General features: G+C 60.0%; 17 protein-coding genes. 1 reads left to right on the forward strand and 16 read right to left on the reverse strand.

Annotation, left to right across the window (positions count from 1 at the left end; translation table 11 throughout):
• Positions 1-13 precede the first annotated feature (13 nt).
• The 16 genes from fdxB to FKV68_RS23400 all read right to left on the reverse strand — a co-directional run bounded on the left by fdxB (position 14) and on the right by FKV68_RS23400 (position 19,127).
• Positions 14-331: a ferredoxin III, nif-specific gene (gene fdxB / locus FKV68_RS23325; RefSeq protein ID WP_180941985.1), complete on the reverse strand. Its 318-nt coding sequence runs from the start codon at positions 329-331 to the stop codon at positions 14-16.
• Positions 328-531, reverse strand: a complete 204-nt coding sequence (locus FKV68_RS23330; RefSeq protein WP_180941986.1) for a CCE_0567 family metalloprotein — start codon at positions 529-531, stop codon at positions 328-330. The genes fdxB and FKV68_RS23330 overlap by 4 nt, the downstream gene beginning before the upstream one ends.
• Positions 532-554: 23 nt before the next feature.
• Positions 555-1,046: a NifX-associated nitrogen fixation protein gene (locus FKV68_RS23335; protein ID WP_180941987.1), complete on the reverse strand. Its 492-nt coding sequence runs from the start codon at positions 1,044-1,046 to the stop codon at positions 555-557.
• A 3-nt stretch (positions 1,047-1,049) separates the two neighbouring features.
• Positions 1,050-1,544: a nitrogen fixation protein NifX gene (gene nifX / locus FKV68_RS23340; RefSeq protein WP_180941988.1), complete on the reverse strand. Its 495-nt coding sequence runs from the start codon at positions 1,542-1,544 to the stop codon at positions 1,050-1,052.
• Positions 1,510-2,895 (reverse strand): nitrogenase iron-molybdenum cofactor biosynthesis protein NifN, encoded by a 1,386-nt coding sequence (gene nifN, locus FKV68_RS23345; RefSeq protein WP_180941989.1) that lies wholly within the window; start codon positions 2,893-2,895, stop codon positions 1,510-1,512. The genes nifX and nifN overlap by 35 nt, the downstream gene beginning before the upstream one ends.
• Positions 2,892-4,391, reverse strand: coding sequence for a nitrogenase iron-molybdenum cofactor biosynthesis protein NifE (nifE, locus tag FKV68_RS23350; protein ID WP_180941990.1), 1,500 nt, complete (start codon positions 4,389-4,391; stop codon positions 2,892-2,894). The genes nifN and nifE overlap by 4 nt, the downstream gene beginning before the upstream one ends.
• Positions 4,392-4,452: 61 nt before the next feature.
• Positions 4,453-5,994: a nitrogenase molybdenum-iron protein subunit beta gene (nifK, locus tag FKV68_RS23355; RefSeq protein ID WP_180941991.1), complete on the reverse strand. Its 1,542-nt coding sequence runs from the start codon at positions 5,992-5,994 to the stop codon at positions 4,453-4,455.
• A 124-nt stretch (positions 5,995-6,118) separates the two neighbouring features.
• Positions 6,119-7,621 (reverse strand): nitrogenase molybdenum-iron protein alpha chain, encoded by a 1,503-nt coding sequence (nifD, locus tag FKV68_RS23360; RefSeq protein WP_180941992.1) that lies wholly within the window; start codon positions 7,619-7,621, stop codon positions 6,119-6,121.
• Positions 7,622-7,733: 112 nt separating this feature from the next.
• On the reverse strand, positions 7,734-8,627 hold the full coding sequence (nifH, locus tag FKV68_RS23365; protein ID WP_180941993.1) for a nitrogenase iron protein: 894 nt from the start codon (positions 8,625-8,627) through the stop codon (positions 7,734-7,736).
• A 931-nt stretch (positions 8,628-9,558) separates the two neighbouring features.
• Entirely contained in the window at positions 9,559-10,107 is a 549-nt protein-coding gene (locus tag FKV68_RS23370) for a flavin reductase family protein (RefSeq protein WP_180941994.1), read from the reverse strand.
• A 9-nt stretch (positions 10,108-10,116) separates the two neighbouring features.
• Positions 10,117-10,308, reverse strand: a complete 192-nt coding sequence (locus FKV68_RS23375; protein WP_180941995.1) for a hypothetical protein — start codon at positions 10,306-10,308, stop codon at positions 10,117-10,119.
• The gene (locus tag FKV68_RS33675) at positions 10,305-10,682 is read right to left on the reverse strand and encodes an NYN domain-containing protein (RefSeq protein WP_342454810.1); all 378 of its coding nucleotides are present in this window, start codon (positions 10,680-10,682) and stop codon (positions 10,305-10,307) included. The genes FKV68_RS23375 and FKV68_RS33675 overlap by 4 nt, the downstream gene beginning before the upstream one ends.
• A 59-nt stretch (positions 10,683-10,741) precedes the next feature.
• Positions 10,742-14,242: an ATP-binding protein gene (locus FKV68_RS23385; protein WP_180941996.1), complete on the reverse strand. Its 3,501-nt coding sequence runs from the start codon at positions 14,240-14,242 to the stop codon at positions 10,742-10,744.
• Entirely contained in the window at positions 14,242-15,507 is a 1,266-nt protein-coding gene (locus tag FKV68_RS23390; RefSeq protein WP_180941997.1) for a metallophosphoesterase family protein, read from the reverse strand. Before FKV68_RS23390 ends, FKV68_RS23385 begins: the two co-directional genes overlap by 1 nt.
• 431 nt (positions 15,508-15,938) lie before the next feature.
• Positions 15,939-17,375: a cytochrome B6 gene (locus tag FKV68_RS23395; protein WP_427915997.1), complete on the reverse strand. Its 1,437-nt coding sequence runs from the start codon at positions 17,373-17,375 to the stop codon at positions 15,939-15,941.
• 525 nt (positions 17,376-17,900) lie between these two features.
• Positions 17,901-19,127: a metal-dependent hydrolase family protein gene (locus FKV68_RS23400; protein ID WP_180942309.1), complete on the reverse strand. Its 1,227-nt coding sequence runs from the start codon at positions 19,125-19,127 to the stop codon at positions 17,901-17,903.
• Between the two features lie 784 nt (positions 19,128-19,911).
• Here FKV68_RS23400 and FKV68_RS23405 point away from each other — a divergent pair.
• On the forward strand, positions 19,912-20,118 hold the full coding sequence (locus FKV68_RS23405) for a hypothetical protein (protein ID WP_180941998.1): 207 nt from the start codon (positions 19,912-19,914) through the stop codon (positions 20,116-20,118).
• Positions 20,119-20,121: the final 3 nt, after the last annotated feature.

Below are 20,121 nucleotides of genomic sequence, written 5' to 3' on the forward strand. Positions count from 1 at the left end.
TTTGTCCATCGGATCATGCTACGACCTTGTCAGCCGCAACATGGGTCTGGCAGTTCTTCGGGCACACGCGGGCGCAGGCTCCGCAGCCGATGCAGCGTCCGGCTTGGTCAACGACCATGATCATGCGGTTCAGCTCACCATCGAAGTCGTCCTCCTCGTCGTCGCAGATACCGAGGATTTCACCCGCATCATCGACGCCGTAAAGGTGCATGACCTCGCGCGAGCAGACCTTGAAGCACCGGCCGCAGCCGATGCAGGTGGCGCCATTGATCGCGGTCAGATATTCCGGCATCCAGTTTGTGCCGTCGCGGGTAACGAAAGGGTTCGTCATGATGAGTTCTCCAACGCGCTGAGCTCTCTCTTCGCAGCGTCCAACTCGGCAAAGGCGTCGAATGTTTTCTCGGCAACCACTTTGATCTCGGTCCAGTTGACTGGTAGGTCCTCGGCGAGGTCGTGCAATTCCATCTTGGCAGTTCCCGCTCGCGACTGCAGTTTGCGGACTTTCTTCTTAAGTTCCTCAAGGTCTGACATGATCTCCTCCCTCGAAACCCCTCTCATTGCGCCCGCGCCACGTCGGGATAGGTTTCGATGGCTGCGACCGCATCATCGACCAGTTTCGCACCTGCCTCCGCGAGTTTGCCAAGTGTGTCGAAGCCAAACCGGTGGACGTCACGAAGGGTCTTCGACAGGACAACCAACCGCCCGGTCGTGAGGAGTACCCGGCCGAAGCCCTCATGGCTCATCATCATGGTCGACGATACCACCAGGCCGGAGCGCTGCTCGATCACAAGCCCCACGCAGGTGTAGAAAATCTGCAGCCTCCACAGCACGTCCGGGTCGGGATCGCCAATGATCGGGATCTCACGTCGCTGCTTCTTGGTGACGATGAAGTCGGCCAACAGCTCAGCATCCGCCTTACCTTCCCACGATCCGTAGGAATCCTGCGCACGGATCAGCCGCATGAGGCACTTGAGGAAAGGCGTGGCAAGGGCCGTCTCGTCCTCGTGCACAGTAGGACCATCCGCAGTAGCTTTCGGTCTTTTCATCGTTCAGTCCTCATCCTCAAAGGATTTCTTTTCGGTCGCGCCTGCCTCCGCTAGCACCTTGCGCAACCAAGGCGGAGGAGCAGTCCTGAGCATCGTCCGGGTTCGCGACAGCACGTTTTCAATGGATTGAGGCTGCGGCACTTTGATCGGATGGATTTTCGCTGAAATAACCTTGGCTGCCGAAGGACCGCCGATCGCCAGACAAAATAGCAGGTGACAACCCTTCAACGCCTCCACTTTCGGAGTAATTCGGTCATCGCCCTCGGTTCGGTGCTTGCCGCTTTCGTCGGAAACATCTTCAAAGGCGACGGCTTCCACGAAATTCCAGTCATCGGACGTGACGTCATAGACAGCGAAACGCTTGGCCGACCCGAAATGCGCGTTGAGGCTCTTCATATCTTGCGTGGCGATCGCCACGCGCAACGAACCGGTTTTCACTTTCGGCCCCGGTGGGTGAACCTCGTCAGTGACGAGCGAGAGTCGGCGGGCGGCTGTCATCTGGCATTTCCCGGTTACGCAATGGATCGAGTGATTGAGGCGTTGGAGCGTGCTGGTTGGCCTGGAAGATGTTTGAGACATCGAAGATCAGGTCGCGCGTCCCCTGATAGAGGATCGTGAGCTTGTGCTGACTGCCGAGGCGGTCGAAGATCGGGAAGCCCACGCGCATTTGCGGAATGCCAAGGCGCTCAGCCGCCTGGCGTCCGTGCGAATGGGTGACGAGAAGATCAGCGCCCGCGGCAAGACCCTCAAGATCGCCAAGATCACCGACCTGGACCTGTTCGGCCGGCACTTTCTCGAGAATTTTCGAGGTGCCGGTCGTGGTGACGGCCGCCGCGATTTCGGCGCCCATGCCGGTGAAGAAGGTCGCGAGCTGGTAGAGTTGGTCCGGCTCGGCGGCGATGGCAATTTTCTTTCCGCCGAAATGGAAATGACCGTCGAGCAGCGCGTCCTGTAGCTGTGCGCGGCGACGGCGGACTCTCGCTGGCACCGGCCCACCGGAAATCCAGCCAAGCAGCGAGACGAAACGGTCTGTGTTCGTCAAACCTGTAAGCGACTGAAACACCGCATAAGGCACTCCGGTCAGGCTCTGCAGCACCTCCGCCGGACGATGCATATGCTCGCCGATTGCGATGCACTGCGCCGCCGTGCCAAGCTCCTGGATGTCCTTGACGGTGGTGCCGCCATACGTGGTCGGCACCCAACGATCATCAGGGACCGTTCCGTCGAGCGAACCGGAGAGATCGGGCAGAATGACTGGCTTGAGGCCGAAGCTTTCCACCGTCTCGCGCAAATGTTCGATGTCAGCGACCGTGAGGTTCCAGCCTGGCAAGATCGCAACCTTCTTCGGCTGCCGCGCCTTCTCACCGCGCAACGTAATCCTTTGGATCATCGCGGTGACGGCCTTGGCCCAGCCCTCCTCAATCGCGCCGTCGAAATCCGGCGTGTTCGCCAGCACAATCTCGGTACCTGCGAGTTCTTTGGCGCGCATCATCTTGATGTTCGCGAGATCCCTTGCGAAATCCTCTCCACGGGTTTCCACCAGTGCCGTGGTACAGACCCCGATCAGTCTCGGGTTCGTGCGGCTCTTCAGATTGAGGATCGCTTCCTCCAGATGGTCCATGCCCCCGAGGATCGTCGCCACCTCGTCCATCGCCGTTGTCTGCAAGGGGACGGCTTCCTTGAAGTGTCTGACGCAAAGTACCAGCGCAAAGCTGGCGCAGCCCTGGCTGCCGTGGAACAGCGGTACCGCACCATCGACCCCAAGGAAGGCGAGCGCAGCGCCCAGCGGCTGCGAGGACTTTAGCGGATTGACCGCCGCCCATTTGGTTTGGGGAAAAATGCGGGTCATCGGCTTTCCTCAATGTTCGTCGAAGTCGTCGGCAGTTGTGCGGACACGCTTTTGAAGGGATGAACGGTCTCGATCTCATGTGTGCTTGACAACTCGTCCTCCACGGCAGGTCGGTATTCCCACGGTGCCGGCTCACGCACCTGGCGCCAGATCGGGTTGTGAATGGCAAGGTCGATCTGGCGTACGAGTTCCACCATGCCGTCATAGCCGGCATAGGGATGGTGACGCTCCTGGTTGATATCCAGCCAGGGCGTCTTGGCCTTCAGCGCGATGAATTGCGTTCGCCCGCCAGACAGCATGATGTCGACCTTGTCTTCAGAGAGCATCGCATAAAGATCGCGGGGCGCCATCGACTCGAACATATGGTTCTCGTCCTTCAGGATCTGCTTAATGCGTTCCTTGTCTTCGGCCGTCGATTTCTTGACGGAGGTGCCGACGATCTCGATGCCGATCTCCGTCAGTGCATGGACGACCGACCAGGACTTCACCCCGCCGGTGTTAAGCAGCACGCGCTTGCCTTCAAGCCTCGGCCGGTATGCTTCGAGCTTCTTCCACGCAATCGCCGCCTCCTCTGCGATCAGTGTCTCCGTGCGCTCGAGGAACTCCGGATCCGCACCCTTCTTCACGAGCAGCTTGGCCATCTGTCTGAGTGCATCCGAGGTGTCGCTGATGCCGTAGAAGGAGCCCTCAAAAAACGCGATGTCCCAGCGCTCCTCCATCTTGCGGGCGAGATTTATGAGCGCGGTCGAGCACACCATCATGGCCGCCCGTGCACGGTGCGCCGAGGCGATATCGAGGTAGCGGGCGTCGCCCGGAATGCAGGCACGCACCCGAATGCCGAGCCGGTCAAGGAGCGGCTTCACCAGCCAAAACTCTCCGGAAAGGTTGAATTCACCAATTATATTGATGTCGTAAGGACCGATATCGTCGGGCTCAACCGTGCCAATGACATGATCGAGCAGTGCCTCGCCGGCGAGTTTGTTGCCGAGGTTCTTGGAGCCGACGAAGCCCGGTGCATTGACCGGCACCACCGGCAAGCCGAACTTTTCCGCCGCACGCTTGCAGACCGCGTCGATGTCGTCCCCGATCAGCGCCGTCACGCAGGTCGAATAGACGAAGATCGCCGGCGGCTTATACGTTTCCTTGATCTCGCGAATCGCTTTGAAAAGCTTCCGCTCCCCCTGCCCCATCACCACGTCGAGTTCGGTGAGGTCGGTGGTGAAGCTTGTGCGCCACAGCGTTGGCCCCGACGAAGCCGCGCCGCGGTTGTCCCAGGAATTGCCCTCGCAGGCGATCGGTGCATGGATGAGATGCGCAACATCGGTGATCGGCTGCAGCACGATCTTTGCCCCGTCGAAAGCGCAGCCGCCGGCGGCCGCCCCGGGGGTCAGCGGCTTCGAACAGCCCTTCTGGCGCGCCTTGGCATCCTTGCCGAGATTCTTCTCGCAGGCGGGCTCGTTGAAGACATCCTGGATTTTGGCAGTGAGCGGGGGCATCGCGCCGGACTCCAAGGCCACCTTAAGATGGCTGGCTTTTTTCGAAGGCCAACCGTCGTTCTTAGCGAGTGAGGTCATACGAATAGTCCGTCTCACCTACCTTGATCGTTTCGCGATCGAGCTTGTCGAAGATCTTGTCGAGGATCGTCGTTAAGACGCGCAAGCCCCCTTGGTAGCCCATGAGAGGGAAGCGATGGTGATGGTGTCGGTCAAAGATCGGAAACATCAGCCGGATCAGCGGCGTGCCTGTGTCGCGCTCCAGGTACTTGCCATAGGAGTTGCCGATCAGCAGGTCTACCGGCTCGGTGAAGAGCAGCGAGCGCATGGCCCAGAGGTCCTTGCCCGCCCAGACCTGGCCATCCTTGCCGAAGGACGAGGATTGAAGCAGTTCCTTCATCTCGGCTTCCCAGGCCGGTGTGCCATTGGTGGCGAGGCAGTGGGTCGGCTCGCCGCCGGTCTCCATCACGAACCGGGCCATCGCGTAGACGAAGTCAGGATCGCCGTAGATTGCGTATTTCTTGCCGTGCAGCCAGGCCTGGCTATCCGCCATAGCGTCGACAAGTCGGCCGCGCTCCATACCGATTGCCACTGGGATGTCCTTGCCGGAAATCTCCGAAACCTCCATCAGGAATTCGTCGGTCGCCTGGACACCAAGAGGATAATGGAACGAGGCCGTCGTCTGCCCGACCTCGTTGCAATATTCCAGCGTCTTGCGGGTGTTGTAATGCTGCAGCGACAGTGTCGCTTCGGCATTGAGTGCCGCCTTCACGTCCTCGATCTTCGTGCCGCCGTCATACATGCGATACACGCCGTCCGACGGCGTGTCGAACTGGTCGGAGGCATCCTGGATGAAGGTGTAGGACACACCCATCAGGTCGAGCAGGCGCTTCAATTCGCGGTTGTTGCCAACGCAGAAGCCGTCGAATCCGGGAATGATGTTGATCGTTCCACCGGATTCCTTGCGCTCCTGGCCCTTCCAGAAGTGCTCCAGAACGCCTTTGACCATGGCGTCATAGCCATCCACATGGCTGCCGACGAACGCTGGCGTGTGAGCGAAAGGAACATCGAAGTCGGCCGGGACTGAACCTTCGTTCTTGGCGTTCTCGATGAAGCCGTGCAGGTCGTCGCCGATGACCTCTGCCATACAAGTGGTCGAGACGGCAATCATCTTCGGGTCGTAGAGGCTATAGGTGTTGGCGAGTCCGTCGACCATGTTCTTCAGGCCGCCGAACACCGCCGCGTCCTCAGTCATCGAGGACGAAACCGCTGATGAGGGCTCCTTGAAGTGTCGCGACAGATGCGAACGGTAATAGGCAACGCAGCCCTGGCTGCCATGGACAAAGGACATGGTCCGCTCGAAGCCCGCGGCCGCGAAGACGGCGCCGAGCGGCTGGCAGGCCTTGGCCGGGTTCACGACAAGGGCTTCGCGGGCCAGGTTCTTTTCGCGGTACTCCCATGTCTTGGTGTACTCGCGTTGATCGGTAACGATCTGCTCCGGATGCGGACATTCGAAATTCAACTTCTTCTCGGCGAGCATCTTCCTGTATTCCGGCTCGCGGAACAGGGGAGCATGGTCGAGGACTTTTTCGGCCGACTGCGGCATGGGTGGTCACCTCTTTTCATCTGGCGCGCCAGACGGCGGCACACGACATCGAGACGTTTCAGGTTTCCCGCGGATCAGGGATCGCGGGCCTTCATCGGCCCCCTGCTCCTGGGAAGCCAGATTTCTATTCGGCCGCGACCGCCATCGGCGGCCCGGCCCTTTTCTTCCAGGGGGCGTCGTAGAGGTCCCAGACCGGGTTGTTGATGGCCAGATCCATGTCGCGGGCGAAGATGGCGAAGCCGTCATAGCCGTGATACGGACCGGAATAATCCCAGGAGTGCATCTGACGGAACGGTATGCCCATCTTTTGCACCGGATACTTCTCCTTGATGCCGGAGCCTACGAGGTCAGGTCGGATCCCCTCGATGAACTTTTCCAGCTCGTAACCGGTCACGTCGTCATAGATCAGCGTGCCATTCTTCACGTAATGGCCGGTGCGCTGATAGTCATCGTTGTGAGCGAACTCGTATCCGGTGCCAACTATCACCATGCCGAGGTCCTCATAGGCCGTGATGACGTGACGAGGGCGTAGGCCGCCGACATAGAGCATCACCGTCTTGCCTTCGAGGCGCGGCCAATACTTGTCCACGACCGCATCGACCAGAGGGCGGTACTTGGCGATGACCGCCTCGGTCTTGTCCTCGATTGTGGGCCCGAAATGCTTGGCTATTTGGCGCAGAGAGGCTTCGATCTGGGACGGACCAAAGAAGTTGTATTCCATCCAGGGGATACCGTACTTCTCCTCCATGTGCCGGCAAATGTAGTTCATCGACCGGTAGCAGTGGATGAGATTGAGCTTGGCCTTCGGCGCGCGCTCTACCTCAGCAAGCGTCGCGTCCCCCGACCAGTTGCCGACCACGCGCAAGCCCACCTCCTCCAAGAGGATGCGCGTAGCCCACGCGTCGCCGCCGATATTGTAGTCGCCGACGACGTTGATATCGAAACGGCCGGCCTCGAAATCTTCTTCCTTCTTGTCGAAGACCCAGTCGCGGATCGAGTCGTTGGCAATGTGGTGACCAAGCGATTGCGAGACGCCGCGGAAGCCTTCGCAGCGCACCGGCACGATCGTCTTTTCGTGCTCCTTGGCCTTTTTGCGCGACACCGCCTCGATGTCGTCGCCAATCAGACCGATGGGGCATTCGGACTGCACGGTAATCCCTTTGTTCAGGGGAAACATCTCCTCGATCTCGTCGATGACCTTCTCCAGCTTCTTGTCGCCGCCGAAAACGATGTCCTTCTCCTGAAAGTCGGACGTGAACTGCAGGGTCACGAAGCTGTCAATGCCCGTCGTACCGACGTAATAATTCCGGCGCTGCGACCAGGAATATTGACCGCAACCGACTGGCCCATGTGAGATGTGGACCATGTCCTTGACCGGACCCCACACCACACCTTTGGAGCCGGCATAGGCGCAGCCGCGGATCGTCATCACGCCCGGAATGGACTTGATGTTCGACTTGACGCTGCATTCGGAGAGGACCTCGCCCTCCTCCTCGGCCTCCTGCCCATTCGTTGCGACGCTGAGGTGCTTCTTGCGGCGCTTCGCCGCCTTGTCCGGATACTGCGACAGCACTTGCTTGATAAGCTCCTCATGGAGAGCGCCGTCATTCTCGTAGTCGAGGCTCATGGGGCCTGTTCCCTTTCAAGGTTCGGAGACGCCTCGCGGACGAGGCGCGTTCTTGGAAAGGGCGCGCCAGCTTAAGGCCGGCGCGCCCCCTGCTGGCGGCGGGGGAGGGCGCCTAGTGGGCAACCGCCAGCTTGCCTTCCTTGGCCTGGAGTTCGGCAAGCATCTGCTCATCGGTCTTCATGATGCCGAAGTCGAGCAGCATGTCTTCCAACTCCTCCATGGTGATTGGGGTCGGGACGGTGCCCTGGCCCGAATTGGCATGGATCTTCTCGGCCAGCGCGCGATATTCCCCGGCCTGCTTGGAATCCGGCGCATACTGGATCACTGTCATCTTTCTGAGCTCAGCGTGCTGAACGATATTGTCGCGCGGCACGAAGTGAATGAGCTTGGAATTGAGCTTGGCAGCCAACGCCTCTGAGAGGTCGAGCTCGCGGTCGGTCTGGCGCTCGTTGCAAATCAGCCCGCCGAGCCGCACGCCGCCGGAATGGGCATATTTCAGAATCCCCTTGGCGATGTTGTTGGCGGCATAGAGCGCCATCATCTCGCCGGACATGACGATGTAGATTTCCTGGGCCTTGTTCTCGCGGATCGGCATCGCAAAGCCGCCGCATACCACGTCGCCGAGCACGTCGTAGGAGACGTAGTCGACATCGTCATAGGCGCCGTTCTCCTCAAGAAAGTTGATAGAGGTGATGACGCCGCGGCCGGCACAGCCGACGCCCGGCTCCGGGCCGCCGGACTCCACGCACTTGATGCCTCTGTAGCCGACCTTGAGCACGTCCTCGAGCTCGAGGTCTTCCACCGAACCCTCCTCGGCCGCGAGATGCAGAACCGTGTCTTGCGCCTTCGAGTTCAGGATCAAGCGGGTGGAGTCGGCTTTGGGATCGCAGCCCACGATGAGGATCTTCTGCCCGAGATCGACAAGGGCCGCGAGCGTATTTTGCGAGGTGGTGGACTTGCCGATGCCCCCCTTGCCGTAGAATGCGATTTGACGCAAATCTGACATGTTGCCTTCCTTCCTTCGTTCCATCCATCGCAATGGCGGTCGGCAGCTCGCGCCGCCTCGCAATGAAGGTTTCAAAACTCGTGCCAATTTGGTTGACTGAGCTCAAGGAAAGGTCTTTTGCTTGTTTTTCAGCTATTTAGGCCCAGACACAACGAACAATTCCGCGCAACAATCCTGTGTCGCGGTTTCGACAAAAGCCGACAGAGCTGTCAGCGCAATGGTGAGACCGCCGCATGTTGAGCTTGCCGGAAGACGATAGCTTGGCGCCGTCCCACAGCAAGATCTACGAGCTTCGAGATGGAAACTGGCGTGGGCTGACCTGAATTGTCGTTGTGACATCAAACGCGTCGCAAAATATTCTGCCGAAGTTGAGCGGCGGCACATAAGGGAGCTTGCAGTAAGTCATCAAGCGAAGATGAATGGGTCCGCACAGATTGTCGCGTCCACTGAAACATCATACGGAGCAGATTGATTGGATTAATCCAATGAACCGCCGCCGCGCGCGTCCGCGATCAACGGCTCAACAACGCGCGCTTGTCCTCCAAGAATCATCCCTTCTCGCCCAAATCTATATTAGCCGAAGATAGGGTTTTCTCCACACTCTCTGGGCGCAACGCTGACCTCCAAGATCGGTCCCATCTGAGTTCCGGATTTCCGTACATGGAGGCAGACTGGCAGTTCACGCGGTACCTGTTCCCGCATCGCCAGTGTTCACGTTCCCATTGTTGTTCAGTCCTCCGAACAACTGGACCGCTTTCGTCGTGATCCTACGGTTTCGCAGAGCAGGTTCGCGGCGTGGAGTTCACTCGCACCGGCATTCAGGCACCAGGGGCGAAGAGATCAAAAGAACAGTTCACCATACCGCCCGGCATTTGGTTCATTCCTCCGTTTAGGGCAGCGAACGGCATCGCCCCGTTCTGATTTTTCGTAGCTACCCGCCAAGGGCATAGTACTGCCCATCGCGGTAGACTAATGAACCACGATTGCCGAAGCGAATACCGACGACGCGGCCCAGAACGATCGCGTGGCTGTGCCTTTCGATGACCTCCTCGACTTCGCAGTCGATGGCCGCCGCCGCATCCTCGAGGACCGGTGCTCCGCTCACGAGGCGGGTCCAATCTGCGCCGAGGTACCGTTCCGCCCCCTTCAGCCCGCCGCGGCCGGCGAACTGGTTGGCAAGTGTTTCGTGGTCGGGTCCCGCCACGTTGACGCAGAAATGGCCGTATCGCTCGACGACAGGCAAAGTTGAGGCTGAACGGTTAAGGGTGACGATCATGCGCGGCGGATCGATCGAAAGGGCGGTCGCCGACGTGACCGTCGCTCCACTCCGAGTCTCGCCCTCCCCTGCCGTTATGATGCTCACACCGCCGCCAAGGGCGCGCAAAGCGCGTTTCAGCCCCTCGGCATCGACGTGATGGTTGGCGAGATCGCCCGTGGCCTCCTTTACGTCGAAGGCGCGCAAGGAAGATTGTTCGGACATCTCAGTCCCTCAGCCGAAGTCTGCCGTCGTAACGACGCCGCTGTCCGACTTGTAAACGAAGGTGTCTGCACCACCGGTCTCACCGACAGTATGATTGCTGCTATCGATGTAATAGCGGCCGTCCCACTCTAGGACCTTTTCAACATCCGTAGGCGGCATCGCTTCCTTGCCATCGGGTCCGAGGTACGTTGAATCTCTCATCGAGAGTCTCCTCTTAATTTACCCCGCCCCAAAGCCCCTCTAGCACCGTAAGGCCCTAGCCAAAAATCCATATTTTGCATCGAACCCATTGATCCTATGAATAAGAAGGCGGCCGAAACTCTTCGCGAGCCGCTGGTAATGTCCACGGTGCATCGAGAATCGGAATGAGGAGAACTGCTGAACCGGCTGGAGCGAATGCTCAAGAGGCATTTCTTCCAACCATTGAGATTGGGTCTGGTCCAATCGCCATAGACACGCTTGACGCTAGCCCTGCCGTAGCTGGCGATTTCAGCGAGCAAGCCGGCAATGATCTTCGGCGAGGCGTTGTCGCCTTCGATCAGGAGCGCGAGCGTCGAAACGGTGTCGTTTGCCATAGCAGGTTTTCTCACGCGACTGCGAAAGCTGCAACGTCGAGTATGAAGCTCAGCGTCATCTATTCGGCCGCGACGACCTCGAGCCTCGTCGCTCCGACGTCATCGAGATCGTGGAGCCGGACGCCGGGGCAGACCTTCCGCGCAATGTCTGTGAGGTGCCGGTGATGCGTCAGGTAGATGACCTGTCCATGTCGTGCCATCTCCGCAAATAGCCTGAAGGCTTCCTCCGCCCGGAAGTCGTCGAACGTTTCCATGATGTCGTCGGCGATGAACGGCACCGATACCCGGTTTTCGACGAATTCATGATATCCAGCAACACGGAGGGCCAGATACAATTGGAAGCGAGCGCCCTTGGACAGTTCGTCTGCAGCTTTCGAACCACCTGCCGCGGTCACCGCGATAAGGACATCTCCATCCTTGCCAGGCTGGGCGGCGACTCCTTGATAGGCGCCGCGGCTTATCGTCCTGAAGGCCGACGATGCCCGAGCCATCATGCCGCTGCGATGACGATCCCTGTAGAGCCGGAGACCGTGTTCGGCGGCCGCGACGCCTGCGCGTAACTCAATGTATCGGCGGGCGCCGTCCTCTATTTCCAGAAGTGTCGTTCGCCGCTGCTCCTCGATCTCCGCCACCTTCGAGTCTCCACCGATGGCGTCCAGAGCGTCCTGCGCCCTGGAACGATCTCTGAACACCTCACTGCACCTGAGGTCCTGGTCCTCCAGAACCGGCGTTAGCCGAGCAAGCTCCTCCTCGAGTTCCGTTTTGTCCGCGGCGCCGATCAATTCCTCGACGCCTGCGATGTCGCTCGCGCCGCTGCTTTCGACCAGTTCCTGCTCCAGCTCAAAGATCGCTCGCGATAGCTCCCGACGCCTGCCTGAGAGGTCGGTACGGGCCTCGACCTCGTCCAGGGTCTCCACTCCGAAGAACTCGATCATCTCGCGCGCCCGCGCTTCCAGGAGCTCCTGCTCCAGCCTCAGATCATGCTCTTCCCGCCGGATCGTATCGAGATCGCGCTCCAGCTTTTCGAGGCGCTCCTGGTTGAGCACCGCTTGTCGGACCTTCTCGACTATCGTCTGGGCGAGCTCGCTCGGTGAACCGTCCGCAGGGATGGAGAGCCTGTTGCAGAGTTCGAGCACCCTCGCCTCGAACTGCGCCTTGTCCTTCTCCATCTTCTGGATGCGGTCGATCAGTCCGTCCTTCGCCTCCATGGCTGATGCAAGCTTCTCGAGCGTCGACAGGATCTCCGTGACCGATCCGACGCCGGGAAGGTAATCCAGTTCTCCAAGCCAGCATCCTTCGCAGGTGGTCTTCCAGTGCTGCGCCCATTCTGCCGCTGCGCGCTCCGCGATGTCGAGCGCCTCCCGGCGCTCCAGGACTTCCTTCCTGAGACGCTCCATCTGCATCGCACGGGCCCGAGCGCGGTTGAACGCTGCCAATGCTTCGTCCGCCGCGGATGCCAGCCCTGCCAGATCGGCATCCGTATGGAAGCGCACCGCGACACCCTTCAACGCCTCTGTCAACGAACGCTTCGCTTGAGTTACGCGATCCCGGACGTCAGCCACATCATGCTCGACGGCAATCAGATCGTCGCGTGCCTTGAGGGCCGCATCTTTCTTGCGGAGCCATTCTTCCAGTTCCTGTGGATCCGGCGCGAGCCGAAGGTCGGGAGATAGGTCCCTCACCTTTTCCGCGACCTCCGATCGGACTTTTTCGAGTTCCGCCTCCGCCCGCCCATGGGAGTCAAGAGCCGTTTGGATATCCGATCCCACTGTCGCGCGGCGCAGCAGAAGCTGGTTCAGCTTGCCCAGCTCCGCAAAATGCAGCAGACGTTGGGAGAGCACACGATCGTCGGCCCGCATCGCCGCCTCGAACAGGTCCGCCGAGGCGGCGTCCATCGACTGAAGATGTTCAGTCCACGCCCTGTCACGGGAGATGCGACTTGCCGTCGCGGTAGCCTCGTCGATCTCGCCGGCCTGCCTGCGCAGCGCCTCAATCTCGGCGTCCAACCGCCGTGCCTCGGGTTCGAGCCGCTCAAGGTCCGTACGCGCGGACCGCAAGTCCTCTTCGTAGCCCTTGAACAGCTTCTTCCAGTTTTCGAGTGTCGCGGCCGAAGGGCACGCCATCGTGCCGAGTTCGGCAACGGCGCCGTGCCAAGGAAGAAGACGGGTCATCGCTTCAGATAGCGCGCCGGACGCGGCGTCGCGCCGCCGTGAAAGCGACCGAAACACGAGCTCCTCTTCCGACCGGGGCTGCGCCTTCAAGGTCGCGGCAAGCAGTTCGAACGCCTTGGTCCTTTCCGCCGACTGGATCGCATCCACCTCTTCAAACCCGACGCCTTCCTCTGCCAGGGCGCGCTCCGCCTTCGCGAGTTCGTCCGCGGCCCCGGCCGTCCGAGCGTCCACGCCGGACTTCGAGCCGATCAGCGCCCTCAGTGTTCCGACGGTCGCGGCGTCGAGAACAAGCCGGCTCGGCGACGCCTCGCCCGGTCGTCCTAGAAGAAGGAGACTGCCTTCGATCGAAAGCTCGGCCGCGCGCGTCGAAAGCTTCGGTATGTCCTTCTCGGCCGTGAGATATCTGGCCTTGAGTTCTGAAAATTCGTCCATGCCGGCGGCAAGCTTGAGAGCGACGGGATCGGCTTCGAGGGCCGCCGTCTCCTCTTCCAGCAAAGCCGACGAACGGGAAAGGTCGTCCAGCTTGATGCGGTATTCGATCTCCTTGCTCTTTAGCTGAGGCAGTTCCTGCCGCCAGGATTCCGGCGGCTCCGGGACCACCTCGAGGTTGGCAAGCTTCAGCCGCAGCCCCGACAGCCGCCCCATAGGCGGGATGGTCTGCAGGATGCGCCTGATTTCGTCGATCCGTTTCTGGGTTTGCGCCCTTTCCGCGATGGCGCTGTCGTACAGCCGGCTCAACCGGTCACGCTCGGCAACAAGACGCTGGAAGTCGCTCGCCTGCAGATCGATTGCCTCGCGCTGCTGCTTGAGATCCTGCAACCTTGCCTTCAGTTCGCCCAGGGCGCCGCTGCGCGCACGGTACCTGTAGAAGGCGTCGCTTTCGCCGCGAATCGCGAGGAGCTGGCGACTAAGGTCCGACAGACCTGCGCTTGCGGAGAAAAGTAGCTCGCCAAGATCGCCTTTGCTTGCAAGGATACTTTCGCCCCCTTCCTCAAGCGTCTCGTCGTCAAGCGAGAACATCGTTGTGAAGGCGTTCCGGTCGATGCCACCAAGATCGGCCCTTATCACAGCGTCGGACAGAATCTGTTCCACGTCGTTCAGCAGGCTGTTCTGCGGACGCTTGATTCGGACGAATTCTCGATCCTGCTCGGCGACACGGATGTTCGCGCCTATCCGCATTGACGGGTAGGGATGCAGGAAGCCGTATCTGCTCGTGGTGCCGATGCCGAAGATCAGGTCCAGGATGGCGTCGGATGTCGTCGACTTTCCCGCTTCGTTCGGCCCGTAGATGATATGAAGATCGGGCGAGCCGACGGGGGGAGGTCCGAAATCGATCACGCCGTCCGTGAACTTGCCATAACGCGTCAGGTCAAGGCGGTTGATGCGCATCAGTCGACCTTCTCCCGGCGAAGACGTGCCATGACTTCGGCGGACCCGTCCCTGGCAATTTCGGCGAGAATCTCCTCGAACAATACCTCGTCGGAGCCGAACATCTCGCGAAGCTCGGCAGGAAGCTGCGCACGCAGTTCCTCGGCGATTGCTCTGAGCTCCTGGCGATAGCCTTCCGACCGAGTGACTTCGTCTTCCATGATAGTGGCCAGCTCGCCTGCCGCTCCCGACCGACTGTTGACGCTGCCAGGAGGCAGACAGACGGTTTGCACCTTGTCGATCCAGACGTTTCCGATGAGCGTCCCGCGGGTCTCCAGCTCGGTGCGGACAAGGTCGAGATCGCGACGCAGCCGCCAAGCCAGGTCGGTGGATCCGGTTATCTGGACGCGCGCCACCAGGTGTTCAGCCGAAACAGAAGCACGGAGCTGGTGGAGACCGGACGAGACTTCGCCGATCATGCTCGTCCAGTCGGCTGCCGCCGACACGTCAACGGCAAGGCGCTCGAATTGCGCTACCGCCGTCGGCCGCTCCTCGACCACGATCGACCGGTCGTCCCCGATCGTGACCAGCGAGACCGACTTAGGCCCGTCTTCATTGACGTCCCTCCCCTGAGGCATGCCAGGCATAACGATGACCGAGGCGGCGTCTTCGACCACCGAACGCTTGTGAATATGACCCAGCGCCCAGTAACGGAAGCCGCTCTGCTGCAGGTCCGCGACACTGCACGGAGCATAAAGGTCATGCCTCTCGGATCCGCCGAGGCTCGTATGCATGATGCCGATGTTGATCGCGTCCGGGATAGGAAGCGCGTAGTGGCGAAGGAGGCTTTGCGGGGCGTGCGGCTTGGCGAAGCTGAGGCCATGGATTGCAATGGGAGAGTGGCCAGCGCCGCGGTCGATCACCACCGCTTCGGCGCTCGGGCCGAACACCTTCACCGTCTCCGGCATCACAAGCTCCGTCGTGATTTTCGACAGTGCGTCGTGATTGCCTCGGATGATGAACGTTCGAATCCCCGCCTCATGAAGACGCCGGAGCTGCTCGGCGATAAAGCGAGCCGTCTTCATCGACGTCTGATCGCCATCATAGAGATCGCCGGCGACAACAAGCGCGTCCACCTGCTCTTCGAGGCAAAGATCGACGACGCGGATAAACGCTCGCCTCGTTGCCAAGCCGATGAGATGGGAGAGTTCCGGATTGCGCAGCGCTAGCGTCTTCAGAGGCGAATCAAGATGAATGTCAGCGGTATGCAGGAAGCGATAGGCCAATTGGATACCTCAAGCAGTGACTTGCCTTCATATGCCACCGATTGAGTCGAGGCGATAAACGCTTCGCATTTCGTGCTGTTCTCCACACGTTTATCCAGTCAGTGACTGTATCGCTGAGGGTCTCTTCGATTTTCGGCACACCTCATCCAAGGTGAGGCTGGTGATTTGTCGCCCCTGTTTCAACGAGCTCCTGGCCCTCTGCCAATAGATTCCACCGCCCGCCTAAGCGATCAAGAAGCACGCAGTCGTTGACGCGAACATTTCCCCGGAAACTCCCGGATCGGTAAATTCTAAGGCCTTGCAGCGTTGGAATCCCGATCCAACTTCGTCGTATGCCGAATGCCGAGGCGAAACGGCAGCGAATAACTGGTGGTGAAACCGGCCATCATGAAAGCGCACCGGCCTTCTCGACAGCGAGCATGTCTGTTCCGTCACAAGGCAAGCAGGTAGGCAACCAGCGCATCCTTTTCTCTCTGCGTAAGCTTTGTTCCCAGAACCAGATTGAAGAACTCGACCGTGTCGGCGAGTGTCAACAGCCGCCCATCGTGCAAATAGGGCGGCGAGTCCTTGATACCGCGCAGTGTGAAGGTCTTGATCGGACCGTCCGGTAACATCACGAGATCGTTGGCGCTCTGGCCTGTTCTATAGAAGCGCTCGAGCTTGAGGTCGTGCATGTTGTTGTCCACGAAGGCAGTCTCCGGGACGTGGCAAACGGCGCAGCCACCCTTGCCCATGAACACCTGTTCGCCCTCCAGTTCCTGTTCGCTCGCCCCGCTTGGATCGAGGCGTCCGAACACGTCGAGCTTGGGCGCGGGCGGGAAGTCGATCATGTTCTGCATCTGCGCCATCATTGAAACCTGGCTTGCACGATCGAGTAGGTTCACGCCCTTTCTAGCGGCGCTCACATGGTCGCCGTTGAAGTAGGCGGTGCGCTGCTCGAACTCAGTAAAGTCTTCGATCGACCGCAGCGACCGTTTCGAACCATGAATCTGCTGATTGAACAGCCCGCGCAGGCTGGTCGTGTCGAGACGGAACCGCTGCGTCTGTGGCCGGACGTCGGGGGTCAGGTGGAAGGCGGCATTGGTATGGAAGTTCGAATGGCAGTCCAGGCAGGCGACGCCCAGGCTCTCCTCGGCAGCTTTGCGGTCCTCGGTTTCGTTGAACTCTTCTTGCGGAAACGGAGTTAGCAGAAGTCGAAGCCCTTCCATCTGCACCGGCGTGATGATGCCGCTCATGATCTCATTGAAGTTCCGGATCGTCAGAAGCTCGCCGCGCGAAACGTCACCGAGTTCCGGATGCGAGGTTAGAAAGATTGGCGGCGGAAACTCCGGCGTCAGGTGATCGGGGAGGTCGAAGTCGACATCGAAACGCCTAAGATCCCTGCCTTCCTGGCGGCCTATTTCATTAATCTGCACCTCCGGAAAGACCTGACCGCCAGTTGCGTGCTTTACATGCGGCAGCGGCATAAAGCCTGCCGGCAGTAGTCCCTGCTCTCTGATCTCGTCAGGGCTCTTCTCGGCCAAAGCGCCCCAGGTCACGCCCTTCGGAAGTTTGACGCGAACGCCGGCTTGAACCGCCTTCCGACGACCGGACATCATCAAACCTTGCATGGGGCGGTCAGAAAGGTCATATCGCCCCTCAAGCAGGCGCCTCTGACGCTCCATGACGCGCGGCTTCGCACGTTCGTCGAATTCCTTCACTTCGGAAAAGGGACGGTTCGGAAAGGTTAGATAGATCAGATCAGCGGGCAGCGGATCAGACACGGTCGGAAAAGCGTGCGCGGAGACTGCGAATGCGATCGCCACACCGATCAGGATAAGCGACCTAAGCCGGGGCGTGTGGGCCTTTAGGTCGCAGCCCGCGATCATAATCTTCTGACCGAGATCGGCAAGAGTATAGGGCGTCTTTACCAAGGCGGTGAATGTTCGGATGCCTCTCTTCCAATAGAATGCGATCTGACGCAGACCTGACATGTTGCTTTCGCCTTCGTTCTCCGATCGCGTTTTCACCACGATGCAGGACGGCAGCTTCTGCCGCCGCTGATGCGTGACGTTCAAAATTTGTGCCAAGCAGGAAAGTGGTTAGAGATTATTGTTCTGCACTTAGTCAGCGCTTGATAGCTGGACGCTGGGCGAACATCGGCGTGTCACGTACCCCGCAAACCGGACTGTCATTCGAGGGTTGCAGTCTGCATTGCTTTTGTAGCCAGTGCCGAAACGGATGGCACGACGCACCTACCCCTGCCTGCCGAGTTGCTTGCTCTGGATATTCATCCCGCGCACGACAGACGCAATTGTTGCACCGTGGTGCCTGACAGTTCCCCAATACCATCCCTAACCCCGAGCGAGCTCTCACAGCAGCGACTTTGGTTCTTCGGGGCAGCGTGGCGGCGGCTAGCTGTCTTTCACAACACGGCCCCCTTTGATGATTGTGCGGATGCGCGTGATGTCAGAGAGGATCGACAGGTCCTTCAGTGGATCGCCGTCGACCACGACCACGTCCGCGAAAGCGCCTGGTGCGATGATGCCCACCCTGCCCTCCATTTGAAGGACCCGGGCGGCATCCAGGGTGGCGGCGCGGATCACTTCGTGTGCCGGCAGAACTCGGCCGCGCAGCTCAAATTCTTGCGCCTGGTGCTCGTGCATCCCGCCGAGCAGGTCCGAGCCGTATCCCATTGTTACTCCAGCCTCCCGCAAGGTCTCCAATGCAGTGAGGCCCGCAGACAGGACGAAACCGATCTTTTCGAGCGAAGCCGCCGGTATCCCATGCTCGGCGCCCTCGCGCGCCAGCACCGCGTACGTGATGTTAGTAGGAACCACAACTGCGCCCGCCTTGCGTACCCGCTTGGCGGTCGCCGGGGTAATCAGGTTGCCGTGCTCGATCGACCGCACCCCGGCTTCTAGCGCCCGGGAAATCGCTTCGTCGGTATAGAGATGAGCGGCCACATAAGTGTGCTGATGCGCCGCTTCCTGCACCGCCGCCTGCAATTCGGGAAGGCTGAAGGCGAGCGCATCTATAGGGTCGGTGGGCGAGGACACACCGCCGCTGGCCATGACCTTGATGAAGCGCGCGCCGGCCTTCAGCTCCTCTCTGGCCGCCCGTCGCACGTCCGCTTCGCCGTCGCAAATGCGACCAAGCGCTCCCAGCTGGTCAGGATAGTAATCTACAGGGCGCCGATCATGCCGGTCCCGATAATCAGTGTGGCCGCCCGTCGGAGACAGCGCCTTTCCGCAAATGACGAGGCGCGGACCCTCGATAAGCCCGCGTTCGACAGCGTCCACCAGCGCTTGATCAGCGCCGCCCAGGTCGCGGACAGTCGTAAAGCCACGGCTCAGCATCCCGCGCATGGTATTCGCAGCATAGAGCGCGGCGAGCGTGTTGGGCAGTTCGGCGTTGGCAGCGAGGTTTCCTTCCGCGGCGACGACATGCACATGGCAATCGATCAGCCCTGGCAAGACGATGCGCCTCTTCGCGTCGAAAATATGGGCGCCCGCCGGTGCCTTCACCCGCTCTCCGACTTCGGCAACGAATCCATCCGCTAGCAGAACATCTACCGGATCCGCGGGACGGTCCGCGGTGCCATCCACGATGGCAGCGTTACGAATAACAATCGTCGGAATCACACGCTCCTTTGGTTTGACGCAGGATGGATCGAGCACTTCAGGAACGCCCCTGTAATATCCTGGTGTTCGAACCATCGCCGCCACGGTCAATGACGCCACGTTGGCGACTATGTCTATTGCGTTGCCGGCTACTCGTACCCCGCTCGCGCGAGACCCTCCAGTTGTCGAGAAACATGATATCGGCTCCCCTGACAGGCGATTTGCAGTTTCAGCCTCCGCACCACGTTGAAAGCATCGACGTTTTCTCGCCGAAGACAGGAATCATCAGTCGTGCCAACTGCGCAGAGCCTCTTTTTCGAGTTTTGTTGCAAGGTCTTGGTGCATTAGCACGCTGGCCGAACGCCACCGTGTCGCGAACTGGACAAACCCGACAGCGCCGCGTCCCGCTCGATCGTCCCGTAGCGACTGCCGGCGTTTTGGGCGGGACTTTCAATCACTGCGTCGGCATCTCAAGGCTTGTCATCGGCGGGCGCGAGCGACCTACCGAAACGCAAGGATGAAGAGCCTTCCTACACTACCAACGTGATCGACCTGATTTCGGCCCTGAAGAAGAGTCTCGAGAGGAAGACGTGGAGCGGCAAGAGTTCACAGGCGCGGCGATACGGCCATTCACGCACAATTCCGCGAAATAAATGCATGCCATACCACTAGCGCGAAAGGTCGACCAAATTTGCTTTTTTAATAGCCAAGCGTCTCATCGGGGCGCAGCATGGTGCAAATGACAAGGGCGCCGCCGGCTGAGAGATACTCGCGCTTTCGCCCCAACCAAGGAGGTCGCGCAATGTATCCTTCCCGCGAATTTCACTCCGATTTTTTCCGGCCCAGGGAAATCGAATTGCTTCAGTGCATTTTCAATGCCGCGTTGGAAGCGAACGAGATCAAGTGCAACAGTCCGGAAGCCGAAGCGCTCGCAAAGAGGCTCTTCACGCTCTACCAAGGGGGCGTGAGGGACGCAGCGGAGCTGAGCGACCGTTTGAAAGCAGCGTGAACG

The sequence above is a fragment of the Sinorhizobium mexicanum genome (assembly GCF_013488225.1).
Lineage (GTDB): Bacteria > Pseudomonadota > Alphaproteobacteria > Rhizobiales > Rhizobiaceae > Sinorhizobium > Sinorhizobium mexicanum.